The organism is Bacillus sp. FSL K6-2861 (assembly GCF_038630725.1).
GTDB classification, from domain to species: domain Bacteria; phylum Bacillota; class Bacilli; order Bacillales; family Bacillaceae; genus Bacillus; species Bacillus velezensis.
The window spans coordinates 3093499-3105678 of sequence record NZ_CP152037.1 but is presented as its reverse complement, the minus strand read 5'-3'; the positions used below and the strand labels follow the sequence as shown (position 1 = coordinate 3105678).

10 protein-coding genes and 1 riboswitch are annotated in these 12180 nt (G+C 46.9%); of the genes, 5 read left to right on the top strand and 5 right to left on the bottom strand.

All coding sequences use genetic code 11. The features are described 5' to 3' along the window. Nucleotides 1–23 precede the first annotated feature (23 nt). From NYE62_RS15300 to NYE62_RS15290, 3 genes are read right to left on the bottom strand one after another with little or no spacing between them, the layout of a single operon-like run. On the bottom strand, nt 24–836 hold the full coding sequence (locus NYE62_RS15300) for an ABC transporter permease (RefSeq protein WP_014418698.1): 813 nt from the start codon (nt 834–836) through the stop codon (nt 24–26). Next, the gene (locus NYE62_RS15295; RefSeq protein ID WP_003152246.1) at nt 811–1593 is read right to left on the bottom strand and encodes an ABC transporter ATP-binding protein; all 783 of its coding nucleotides are present in this window, start codon (nt 1591–1593) and stop codon (nt 811–813) included. Before NYE62_RS15295 ends, NYE62_RS15300 begins: the two co-directional genes overlap by 26 nt. A gap of 11 nt (nt 1594–1604) precedes the next feature. Continuing rightward, complete coding sequence (locus tag NYE62_RS15290) at nt 1605–2609, bottom strand: ABC transporter substrate-binding protein (RefSeq protein WP_032871656.1); 1005 nt, start codon at nt 2607–2609, stop codon at nt 1605–1607. Between the two features lie 138 nt (nt 2610–2747). Here NYE62_RS15290 and NYE62_RS15285 point away from each other — a divergent pair, with 138 nt between their 5' ends. Continuing rightward, nucleotides 2748–3521, top strand: coding sequence for a prolyl oligopeptidase family serine peptidase (locus NYE62_RS15285; RefSeq protein ID WP_342497036.1), 774 nt, complete (start codon nt 2748–2750; stop codon nt 3519–3521). A gap of 57 nt (nt 3522–3578) precedes the next feature. Further along, nucleotides 3579–3821, top strand: coding sequence for a DUF2584 domain-containing protein (locus tag NYE62_RS15280; RefSeq protein WP_003152249.1), 243 nt, complete (start codon nt 3579–3581; stop codon nt 3819–3821). 64 nt (nt 3822–3885) lie between these two features. On the opposite strand, the gene NYE62_RS15275 is transcribed toward NYE62_RS15280, so the two are convergent. Both NYE62_RS15275 and pckA read right to left on the bottom strand, forming a co-directional pair. Next, a protein-coding gene (locus NYE62_RS15275) for an IS3 family transposase (protein ID WP_342497035.1) occupies nt 3886–5036 on the bottom strand; the annotation gives its coding sequence in 2 pieces (ribosomal slippage) (nt 3886–4763 and nt 4763–5036; 1152 coding nt in all). A 117-nt stretch (nt 5037–5153) separates the two neighbouring features. After that, nucleotides 5154–6737 (bottom strand): phosphoenolpyruvate carboxykinase (ATP), encoded by a 1584-nt coding sequence (pckA, locus tag NYE62_RS15270; RefSeq protein WP_020956242.1) that lies wholly within the window; start codon nt 6735–6737, stop codon nt 5154–5156. Between the two features lie 197 nt (nt 6738–6934). After that, nucleotides 6935–7074, top strand: a riboswitch (SAM riboswitch). A gap of 169 nt (nt 7075–7243) precedes the next feature. Between pckA and metK the strand changes: the two genes are divergently transcribed. From metK to alaP, 3 genes are all read left to right on the top strand, one after another. Next, entirely contained in the window at nt 7244–8446 is a 1203-nt protein-coding gene (gene metK, locus NYE62_RS15265) for a methionine adenosyltransferase (RefSeq protein WP_003152253.1), read from the top strand. A 143-nt stretch (nt 8447–8589) separates the two neighbouring features. Further along, nucleotides 8590–10488 carry an asparagine synthase (glutamine-hydrolyzing) gene (gene asnB, locus NYE62_RS15260; protein WP_003152255.1) on the top strand — a complete coding sequence of 633 codons (1899 nt, stop codon included), beginning with the start codon at nt 8590–8592 and terminating at the stop codon, nt 10486–10488. Nucleotides 10489–10692: 204 nt separating this feature from the next. Continuing rightward, nucleotides 10693–12096: an alanine permease AlaP gene (gene alaP, locus NYE62_RS15255; RefSeq protein WP_017418420.1), complete on the top strand. Its 1404-nt coding sequence runs from the start codon at nt 10693–10695 to the stop codon at nt 12094–12096. Nucleotides 12097–12180: the final 84 nt, after the last annotated feature.

Genomic DNA, 12180 nt, shown 5'->3' with positions numbered 1-12180 from the left:
CGGCGTTTACGCACGGGTCTTTTTTAAATTTTTCCTTTCGTCCATTTTCTTTCTAACAGTTCGACTCCCTGATACATCAATGTCGCAAAAATTGCGATGATCAGAAGGCTTAAGAACACAAGAGTGAAATTGAAGACCTGGAATCCGTAAATGATCATGTAGCCCAGACCTTTTTCGGAAACGAGAAACTCGCCGACGATGACACCGACCCAGGATAAACCGACGTTCACTTTAAGCGCGGAAATAATCGCGGGAGCGCATGCCGGCAGAATGACTTCTTTAAACATGATGCTTCTTTTCGCTCCGAAGGTTTTCATCACCTTAATATAGTTTTCATCCACTTCCTGAAAAGCCGTAAAGACGACGATTGTCGTGATAATGACACTGATGACTGCTCCCATGGCGACAATGCTTGTGAAATTCGGTCCGAGTGCCACGATGAGAATCGGTCCGAGTGCGACCTTCGGCATCGCGTTTAAAATGACGAGGTACGGGTCTAAAACCCGGGCGAGCCTGTTTGACCACCATAACAGAGCGGCGAGGCATGTGCCGAGGAGCGTGCCGAGCAAAAAGCCGAGAACGGTTTCTCCTAAGGTTACGCCGATGTGCGCCGCAAGGGATCCGTCCGCAATCTTTTCAACTAAAAGCCTGCAAACGGCGGAGGGTGAGCTGAAGATTAACGGATCGATCCAGCCCGCCCTGCTCGATATTTCCCATCCGGCAAAAAATACGATAAAAATGGCGGCCTGATACGCACGGATCCGGAGCTTTTCTTTTTGGTGTCTTTTCTTAAACTGCTGATGAAGCTGTTCAATCGTGCCGCTGCTGTTTTTCAAGGGAATTCAGCTCCTTCCATATGGTTTGAAACAGCGGCTGAAAGGCCGGATCCTGACGCGCGTCAAACGGATCTAAAGCCGCGAGCTCCTTAGGCACGGTGAATATTTGGTGGATGGTGCCCGGCTGATTCGAAAATAAATAGATCGTATCGCTCATGGCGATGGCTTCACCGATATCGTGGGTGACGAGCACGGCGGTTTTTTGAAAATCCTTTAATGTTCTGAAGACAAGGTTTTCCAAGGAAAGCTTCGTTTGAAAGTCCAGCGCGGAAAACGGTTCATCAAGGAGCAGCAGTCCCGGGTCCGGCGCAAGAGTTCTGGCAAGTGCCGCCCGCTGCCGCATCCCGCCTGACAGCTCTTTCGGGTATTTCTTTTCAACGCCGATTAATCCGAGCTTAGGCAGAAGGCTGAGAACTTCAGCTCTTTTTTCTTCTGTTAATGTTTTTGAAATGTGTAAACCGAGCAGCACATTTTCCTCAATTGATTTCCAAGGAAATAAATAATCCTGCTGAAGCATATAACCGATTTGGTGTTCTTTATGGTTCGGCACACTTCCTTCAATCAGCACCCGGCCTTGCGCAGGAGTAATAAGGCCGGCCAGAATGGACAGGAGTGTTGTTTTTCCGCATCCGCTCGGTCCGAGAAAGGAGATGAAATCCCCTTTTTCAATCTGAAAATGTATATCTTTCACGGCGGTTGTCTTTTCTTTCAGCGAGAAATAAGTATGTGTTACATGATCCACATGTAAAAAAGACATTCATGTTCCTCCTATTGTTCTGAGGTGACTTTTTTGGCGATTTTTGTGTTGACGAGTTTGCTGTACGGAATGTGTTTCGGGAGCTCTCCGGCTTCATCCATAATAGATTGAAGCTGTTCCCATTCATCCTTTTGCAGAACTGGGTCTGCAGAGAATGACTTTTGTTTTTTATATCGCTCTATTGATGTTTCGATAATGGCCGGATCGGTATCGGCAAATTCCTTCTGAATCGTTTTTGCGATGTCTTTGGCCGGATGGCTTTCCACCCATTGCTGGGCGCGATAGATGGCGCGGGTGAATTTTTCCGCCGTCTTTTCATTGGTTTTCAAATAACTTTCTTTTGCCATAAAGGTTGTGTATGGCATTTGGCCGGAAGCTTCTCCGAAGGATGCGACGATATGGCCGATGCCTTCTTTTTCAAATTGGGATGCCGTCGGTTCAAACAGCTGCACATAATCACCCGTTCCGGATGCGAATGCGTTGGAAATATTGGCGAAATCAATGTTTTGAACGAGGTTAATGTCTTTTTTCGGCTCTATGTGATTCTTTTTCAGGACGTACTCACCGGCCATTTGGGGCATGCCGCCTTTTCGCTGGCCGAGAAATGTTTTTCCTTTTAAATCGCTCCATTTGAATGATTTCTCATCCTTCCGCGACACGAGAAATGTGCCGTCCGTCTGTGTCAGCTGCGCGAAGTTGATGACCGGATCTTTTGCTCCCTGCGCCTCCACGTAAATGGATGTTTCAGAACCGACCAGCGCGATATCAGACCCGTTTGACAAAAGCGATGTCATTGTTTTGTCTCCGCCCCATGTTGTTTGAAGTGACACTTGGAGCCCTTCTTTTTTAAAGAAACCTTTTGCTTCAGCGACATACAGAGGCGTATAGAAGATGGAGTGTGTGACTTCCGCCACCTTTACCTTTGTCAGACTTTCTTCCTGTCTGCAAGCCGGAAGAATGAGCAGGAAAAAGGCGCATATGACAAAAACACAGCCCGTTTTGAGCCATTTGTTCACGGTGTAACCTCCTTGTTTTAAGCGTTAAAATAACCTTTTCTGCTTTACATATCGTATGATGGGTATAAAAAATGTGTGAGTGCCCATATTCACGTTGGGAAAGAATAAAAAAACTGATGATATAAGGAGGCCATTGTTTTGCTGGCAGAAAAGAAAAGGTTCCCGTCTCCGAGTCCGCATATCCGCCTCTTTGAGGTATGCTATGAGTCAGAAGGGCTGAAGGTAAAGGGGCTCCTTGCCGAGCCTGCGTCGCCGGGAACATATGACGGTTTTTTATATTTGCGCGGCGGCATAAAAAATGTCGGCATGGTACGCCCCGGAAGAATCGTTCAATTCGCTTCCCAGGGTTTTGTCGTGTTTGCGCCTTATTACAGAGGCAACCAGGGCGGCGAGGGAAATGAAGATTTTGCGGGAGAGGACAGAGAGGACGCGTTCTCCGCTTTCCGCCTGCTTCGGGAGCATCCGAACGTCAGGGAAGGGCGGGTGCATATTTTCGGTTTTTCCCGGGGCGGTATCATGGGGCTTTTGACCGCGATTGAAATGGGGCGTCAAGCGGCTTCGCTCGTATCATGGGGCGGTGTGAGCGATATGGTGCTTACTTATGAAGAGCGGAAGGATATGCGGCGGATGATGAAGCGGGTGATCGGGGGCACGCCGAAAAAGGTGCCGGATGAATACAGATGGCGTTCGCCGTTTGAAAAAGCAGACCGCATTCAGGCCCCTGTGCTGCTCATCCATGGAGAGAATGATGAGAATGTTTCGATCGAACACGCCCGAATGATCGAGGACAAGCTGAAAGAGGCGGGGAAACCGGTGGAAACTTGGTATTACAGCGGTTTTACGCATTATTTTCCGCCGCAGGAAAACAGACGCATTGTCCGGCGGCTGGCGGAATGGATGAAGACACGGTAAGATGCCTGATTTATGATATGATAATAAAGAATAAGAGAATGAAAGGGGATTTTCATTTTGGGAATGCCTGTTGAATTTAATACCATGATTGTGACAAAAGGCAATGAAAAAAGGATAGAGGAAAATATCTTTTTATTGGAGAAAGAGGGCTACCGCGTCTATCCTCTTGATATTCCGATGGACGTGCGCAAAACGAAAACCGGCGAGAAATCCGGCACCGGCGAGGTCCAAAAGCTCGAATGGGCGAACGGCCGGACAAGCATTACATACAGACTCACGTCGCTCCATTCGACAAACTGAAAAAACAAAAGCCGAGGGCATAAAGGGACTGACCCCCGTTTTTGAGACAGGGATCAAAACACCTTCAAGCAGCCAGCTGTCGGTATGTGACCGGCGGCTGGTTGTTTAGTTTCGTTTGAATACGAATGTTGTTATAATAGTATATATAGGTTTCGACAGTTTGCTCTACGATGGTCGTCGTAGTGCTTTCCAACCTGTCGAGGTAGAACGTTTCAGACTTTAGTGAGGAATGAAACGATTCGATGGAGGCATTATCAGCGGGTGTCCCTTTGCGGGACATGCTCATGGTAATGCCTTTTGTTTTAACAGCTTTCTGATACTCATAAGATGTATAAACAGAACCTTGGTCACTATGTAACACGCAGTTCTCTGGCAGTACGGGCAGCTGATCAAGTGTGTGTAAGACAAAATCTGTGTCCTGTCTATCGCCAATCGTAAAAGCAATCACTTCTCCATTGTATAAATCCAATATACTGGAAAGATACAATTGTTTCTGCCCATAAGGCAAATATGTGATATCCGTTACTAGCTTTTCCAGAGGGCGATCAGACTGAAAGTTCCGATCCAATATATTCTCGGCCACGGCATATGGCTGCCCATTCTTCTTGCGCTTTTTCACCTTAACCCGGCATTGCCACTGATTCTTCTGCATAATGCGCTGAACCGTTTTATGATTCATACGCATTCCCTTTTTTAATATGGCTGTGATTTTCCGATAGCCATATCGATACTTGTGTTCTCGGCACAACGTGCCGATTTGTTTTTCCAAATGGCGCTTGGGATGATCCTTCATCAGATTCTTCTTCCAACGATAATAAGACGCTCGAGAGATACCTAAATGAATACAGATATCCTGTACGGTCATTGTGCTGTGCAATATTTCTACAAGTTCGACTGACGTTTCGCTATCAACTTCCTTTCCAATTCGTTGTACTTTTTTAAAACTTCATTCTGTTGTCTCAGGTAACGAATCTCTGCCTGCAGTTTCTCTAAATCGGAAGAATACTCCGGACCTTTTCCGTAAGTGTATTGCTTTCCAACAGGCTGTTCGAATCGATGTGTATCACCAGCCTTATACCATCTAACCCATGTCTGAACCTGTGTCTTATTCTTAATATTCAACTCCTGCAGGATCTCTTTCATAGGTACGCCTGCCAATCTCATTTCTACAGCCTTCTGTTTCACTTCAACCGGATAACTCACTCTTGTCCCCATAGAAAAAACACCTCCAAGTCTAATTTCGGATAACAACGATCCGTTTTCAAACTTGAAGGTGTTTTTTGTTTGTCTCATATTATGGGGTCAGTCCCTAAACGCCCTTGGCTTTTTTGATTACACGAGAGGTCCGCCGGCTTTGGCAATCGAGTCCGCATGGGAAAACTTTTTAAAGTTTTCTTTAAACTCATTGGCCAAAAACAGCGCTTTTTCGTTGTATGCTTGTTTATCGCTCCATGTGTTTTCAGGCTGAAGAACTTCATCCGGAACGCCCGGAACATGAACGGGACTGCGCAGGCCGAAAATGCTGTCTGCCGTCATCTCAGTCTGGTTCAGTCTGCCTTCAATAGCGGCCTTGACCATCGCTCTTGTATACGAAAGTTTCATCCGTTCTCCGACTCCGTACCCTCCGCCGGTCCAGCCTGTGTTGACCAGGAAGACTTGAACGCCGTGTTCGTCGATTTTATGCCCGAGCATTTCGGCATATACATGCGCCGGAAGCGGAAGGAACGGTGAACCGAAGCACGTCGAGAAAGTCGTTTGCGGAGATGTCACGCCGCGCTCGGTTCCCGCGAGTTTACTGGTGTACCCGCTTAAGAAGTGATACATCGCCTGTTCCTTCGTCAGTTTGCTGATCGGAGGGAGCACACCGAATGCGTCCGCCGTTAAAAAGACGATCGCCTGCGGATGGCCGGCAATGCTCGGCTGCACGATATTGCCGATCATCTCAATCGGATATGCGGCTCTTGTGTTTTCCGTGTAGAAGGAATTGTCGTAATCCGCTTCACCCGTTTTTTCATCAAGCACGACATTCTCAAGAACAGACCCGAAGCGGATCGCACGAAAAATCTGCGGTTCTTTTTCCTCGCTCAGATTGATACATTTAGCGTAACATCCGCCTTCAATGTTGAAAACGCCGGAATCTGACCAGCCGTGCTCGTCATCGCCGATCAGTTTGCGGTCCGCATCGGCTGAAAGCGTCGTTTTCCCTGTGCCGGAAAGGCCGAAAAACAGGGCGACATCGCCTTTTTCACCGACATTGGCTGAGCAGTGCATCGGCAGTATATCCTGCTGTGGAAGCAGGAAGTTCATAATGGAGAATATTGATTTTTTCATTTCTCCGGCGTATTCGGTGCCGCCGATTAAAATGACGCGCTTTTCGAAAGAGACAATGATAAATGTTTCCGAATGCGTGCCGTCCGTCTCCGGATCTGCTTTAAAATGCGGAGCTGAGAGAATGGTGAAAGGCTGCGCTTGCGTGTCTCTTTCATCCGTCTCCGGTCTGATAAACAGCTGGCGCGCGAATAAATTGTGCCACGCAAATTCATTTACGACCGTAATCGGGAGTCTGTATTTTTCATCCGCTCCCGCGAATCCTTCAAACACAAACAGTTCATCCCGCTGTTTTAAGTAGCTGACGACTTTGGCGTACAGCTTTTCAAACGCCTCTTCAGAAATGGGCTGATTCACCGCGCCCCAATCAATTTGATTTTCTGTGCTTTGTTCACGGACGATAAATTTATCTTTAGGTGACCGGCCTGTATATGCGCCGGTGGTGGCGCGTACGGCGCCCGTTGATGTCAGCGTTCCTTCATTTCGGCTGATCACTTTTTCGGTAAGTTTTGGAGCCGATAAATTATGATGCACATTCGGACTTGCAAGTAATGCTTGAAGATCTGCGGTTAAATCAACTAATTTCATAAAAACCTTCCTTTGCCGGTTTATTTGTATTTCGCTGAATGTGGAATTAGTATAACATATATCTGAAAATAGTCTATACTATTTGCGGTTTTTTGTTTGTGTTTTTCCATTGCTTCCCGAAATAAAGGCGCGTAATCGCTTTAATTCATATTGACACTTTCCGCCCTTTTACGATAAGATATTTCATTGAGCGGATACTCTTATCCCGAGCTGGCGGAGGGACAGGCCCGATGAAGCCCAGCAACCGGTTTCTCTGTAAAAAAGCAGGTGAAAACACTGTGGGAAACCAAGGTGCTAACCTGATGCAAGGTTTAATATTTTCCTTGAGCGATAAGAGTGAAAGGCACACAGACCAAACCCTTTCCTCGAGTGGAAAAGGTTTTTTTATTTCATAAAATATGCCAATTAACATTCTCTGATATAGTATGACATTGTATTAAGAGGGAGCGAGTTCCGTATCATATGAAAAGGTCTTGCAAAAGATCTTTTTTCAGGAGGAAAAGTGAATGAGTAAAAACCGTCGACTATTTACATCTGAATCTGTTACTGAGGGTCATCCGGACAAAATCTGTGACCAAATTTCTGACAGTATCTTAGATGAGATTTTAAAAAATGACCCGAACGCGCGCGTGGCCTGCGAAACATCTGTAACGACAGGACTTGTGCTGGTAAGCGGAGAGATTACTACATCAACATACGTTGACATTCCGAAAACAGTCCGTGAAACGATTAAAGAAATCGGCTACACACGCGCCAAATATGGATTTGATGCGGAGACTTGCGCTGTTTTAACATCAATTGATGAACAGTCTGCGGATATCGCAATGGGTGTCGATCAGGCTCTTGAAGCGCGTGAAGGCACAATGAGCGATGCTGAAATCGAAGCAATCGGAGCGGGAGACCAAGGCCTGATGTTCGGTTATGCGTGTAACGAAACGAAAGAGCTTATGCCGCTTCCGATCTCTTTAGCGCATAAATTAGCCCGCCGTTTGAGCGAAGTCCGCAAAGAAGACATTCTTCCGTACCTTCGCCCTGACGGCAAAACGCAAGTTACCGTTGAATATGATGAAAACAACAAGCCGGTCCGCATCGACGCGATCGTCATTTCAACTCAGCACCACCCGGAAATTACGCTTGAGCAGATTCAGCGCAATCTGAAAGAGCATGTCATTAACCCTGTCGTGCCTGAGGAACTGATCGATGAAGAGACAAAATACTTCATCAATCCTACGGGACGTTTCGTAATCGGCGGACCTCAAGGTGATGCGGGTCTTACCGGCCGTAAAATCATCGTTGACACATACGGCGGATATGCACGCCACGGCGGCGGCGCATTCTCCGGTAAGGATGCGACGAAGGTAGACCGTTCTGCGGCATACGCTGCGAGATACGTAGCGAAAAACATCGTGGCAGCAGGTCTTGCTGATTCTTGTGAAGTGCAGCTTGCATACGCAATCGGCGTGGCACAGCCTGTTTCTATTTCTATCAATACATTTGATACAGGAAAAGCTTCTGAAGAAAAACTGATCGAAGTCGTACGGAATAACTTCGACCTGAGACCTGCCGGCATTATTAAAATGCTTGATCTGCGCCGCCCGATCTATAAGCAGACAGCTGCTTACGGCCACTTCGGACGTCATGATGTGGATCTTCCTTGGGAGCGTACTGACAAGGCGGATGCGCTTCGCAAAGAAGCACTAGGAGAATAATTTTATAGCCGCTTACTTAAGCGGCTTTCCCTTTTTGTAGATGCTGCCATGCTTATTTTTTACATAGCGTGAAACCAATGGCGTAACAAAGCGTCTATAAAAAGGGGGTCCAATTAGAAAATTACACTTATGGAGGCTATACTATGTGTGGATTTGTCGGTGTTTTTAATAAGCATCCATTAACTCAAACCGCAGATCAAGAAGAGCTAATCAAACAAATGAACCAAATGATCGTTCACCGCGGTCCTGACAGCGATGGGTATTATCATGACGAGCACGTCGGATTCGGCTTCAGACGGCTCAGTATTATTGACGTAGAAAACGGCGGACAGCCTTTATCATATGAAGACGAAAAATATTGGATCATTTTTAACGGCGAAATCTATAACTACATTGAATTGAGAGAAGAGCTTGAAGCGAAAGGCTACACTTTCAATACAGATTCCGATACCGAAGTGCTCCTTGCGACATACCGTCATTATAAAGAAGAAGCTGCTTCAAAGCTTCGCGGAATGTTTGCGTTTTTAATCTGGAACAAAGCTGACCGCGTCATGTACGGCGCGAGAGACCCGTTCGGCATTAAACCGCTGTATTACACAACCATCGGGGACAAAGTGTATTTTGCATCTGAAAGAAAAAGTTTAATGGCCGCTCAAAACGGCATTGATCTTGATACAGCTTCTTTACAGCAATATATGTCTTTCCAATTCGTTCCTGAACCGAGCACGCTTGACGCTGAAGTGAAAAAAGTTGAGCCGGGCAGCCAGTTTACGATCCGCCCGGAAGGCGACATCGCGTTTAAAACATATTTCAAAGCGAACTTCAAGCCTGTTCAGTCTGATGAAGATAAATTGGTGAAAGAAGTCAGAGACGCAATCTTTGACTCTGTCAAAGTCCACATGAGAAGTGACGTGCCTGTCGGTTCGTTTCTATCCGGCGGTATTGACTCTTCTTTTATCGTCTCAGTTGCGAAAGAATTTCACCCGAGCCTTAAAACATTTTCCGTCGGTTTTGAGCAGCAGGGCTTCAGTGAGGTTGACGTAGCGAAGGAAACGGCTGCCGCGCTCGGAATTGAAAACATCAGCAAAGTCATTTCTCCTGAGGAGTATATGAACGAGCTTCCGAAAATCGTCTGGCACTTTGATGACCCGCTTGCAGATCCGGCGGCGATTCCTTTGTACTTTGTCGCGAAAGAAGCGAAAAAACATGTAACGGTCGCGTTATCCGGGGAAGGCGCGGACGAGCTGTTCGGCGGGTACAATATTTACCGCGAACCGCTTTCGCTTAAACCGTTTGAACGCATTCCGTCCGGTCTGAAAAAAATGCTTCTTCATGTGGCGTCCGTCATGCCTGAAGGAATGAGAGGGAAAAGCCTCTTAGTCCGCGGCTGCACACCGCTTGAGGAGCGTTATATCGGTAATGCGAAGATTTTTGAAGAGCCCGTGAAAAAACAGCTGCTCAAACATTACAATCCAGAGCTTTCATACCGTGATGTCACGAAGCCGTACTTTACGGAAAGCCGTTCATACAGCGACATTAATAAAATGCAGTATGTTGACATCCATACGTGGATGCGCGGCGACATCCTGTTAAAGGCTGACAAAATGACGATGGCCAACTCATTGGAACTGCGCGTGCCGTTCCTTGATAAAGTCGTGTTTGACGTGGCTTCTAAAATTCCGGATGAACTGAAAACGAAAAACGGCACGACGAAATACCTTCTGCGCAAAGCTGCTGAAGGGGTAGTGCCTGATCATGTGCTTAACCGCAAAAAACTCGGCTTCCCTGTGCCGATCCGCCACTGGCTGAAAAATGAAATGAACGAATGGGTTCGCAACATCATTCGTGAAAGTGAAACAGATGCTTATATTGAAAAGGATTATGTCCTTCAGCTTCTGGAAGATCATTGTGCCGACAGAGCGGACAACAGCCGCAAAATCTGGACCGTGCTGATCTTCATGATCTGGCACAGCATCAATGTTGAAAAAAGACTGGTGCCGGAAGAGCTGAATCATCAGCCGAAAGAAGTCATTTTCGTTTAATCCAAAAGGCTTTCGATGTTATCGAAAGCCTTTTTTCTATTGTTTTTTTGTAAACCGTCTATTCCGCTCTGTTTTCGACAAAGTATTACGCAATATTCAGAAAAAGGTTATAATAGGACTAATCGGGTAGATTCCGGAAAGTGTTTTCTGGCTATTTCGTCTCGGTTTGTTGTTTCTTTGTCAAAATCAGGGGGAGGGAGAGTTATGCAAAACAAAGAAAAAACGCTTCACCGCGGCTTGGAAGAGCGGCATATCTCGCTTATGTCGTTGGGCGCCGCGATTGGAGTCGGGCTGTTTCTCGGGTCGGCTTCTGCCATAAAGCTTGCCGGGCCGGGGATTTTAGCCGCCTACGCCTGCAGCGGGCTGATTATGTTTTTTATTATGCGGGCATTAGGGGAAATGGCGATTCAAAAGCCTGTAGCCGGCTCATTCAGCCGGTATGCCAGAGATTATCTCGGTCCGCTTGCCGGGTTTTTAACAGGCTGGAATTATTGGTTTTTATGGGTTGTTACCTGCATGGCGGAAATCACCGCGGTCGGCATTTATATGGGCTACTGGTTCCCTGACGTGCCGTCATGGATATGGGCGCTTTGTGCACTCGTCATTATGACGGCTGTCAACTTTCTGGCGGTCAAAGCGTACGGTGAGCTTGAATTCTGGTTTGCGCTCATTAAAGTCTTGGCGATTCTGTCAATGATCGCGATCGGTCTGGTGATGATCGTATTCGGTCTCGGAAACGGAGGCGTTGCGCTCGGAATCAGCAATTTATGGAGTCACGGCGGCTTTTTCCCGAATGGGATTAAAGGGGTGCTGCTGTCGCTTCAAATGGTCATGTTTGCCTATCTCGGGATTGAGCTGATCGGTGTCACAGCCGGTGAGGTCAAAAATCCGGAAAAATCACTGGCGCGGGCCATAGATACTGTTTTTTGGCGCATTCTCATTTTTTACGTCGGAGCTTTGTTTGTCATTATGTCAATTTATCCGTGGCAGGAAATCGGTTCAGGCGGAAGCCCGTTTGTTTTGACATTTGAAAAAATCGGAATACCCGCTGCAGCCGGAATCATTAATTTTGTCGTATTGACGGCGGCTCTTTCTTCCTGCAACAGCGGGATCTTCAGCACGGGGCGCATGCTGTTCAATCTGGCGGAGCAAAATGAAGCGCCTAAAGCATACGGTACGGTCACAAAAGGCGGTGTGCCGGGAAAAGCGGTATTGGTTTCAGCGGGTGCGTTATGCATCGGCGTTCTGCTGAACTACGTGGTGCCGGCGAAAGTGTTTACGTGGGTGACGAGCATTGCGACGTTCGGAGCGATTTGGACATGGTCGATTATTTTGCTTTCCCAAATGAAATACCGTAAAAGCTTACAGCCGGAACAACGGAAAAAACTCAAATATAAAATGCCTTTATACCCCTTTTCCTCATATATCTCGCTGGCATTTCTCGCTTTTGTCGTTGTGCTGATGGCTTTTGATGCAGAGACCCGGGTGGCCGTCATCATCGGGCCTGTCTGGTTCGGCATATTATTAGCCGCCTATTACGGGAAAGGTTTCCATAAAAGAAAAGACATAGGTCTGGAAAACGGACAGACATTCGCCGAAAAAGCGTAAAAAAAAGAGCCCGGGACATGGGCTCTTTTTTTCATAGGATCGGGCCGGCGGGGAAAGAATAAAACAAATTCCTGAACATTTTGC

What these genes read in the sequence shown, in the direction of transcription:
- pckA (WP_020956242.1), bottom strand. Translation starts at nt 6,737, where the DNA reads ATGAAATTAGTTGATTTAACCGCAGATCTTCAAGCATTACTTGCAAGT.
- asnB (WP_003152255.1), top strand. Translation starts at nt 8,590, where the DNA reads ATGTGTGGATTTGTCGGTGTTTTTAATAAGCATCCATTAACTCAAACC.
- alaP (WP_017418420.1), top strand. Translation starts at nt 10,693, where the DNA reads ATGCAAAACAAAGAAAAAACGCTTCACCGCGGCTTGGAAGAGCGGCAT.
- NYE62_RS15295 (WP_003152246.1), bottom strand. Translation starts at nt 1,593, where the DNA reads ATGTCTTTTTTACATGTGGATCATGTAACACATACTTATTTCTCGCTG.
- metK (WP_003152253.1), top strand. Translation starts at nt 7,244, where the DNA reads ATGAGTAAAAACCGTCGACTATTTACATCTGAATCTGTTACTGAGGGT.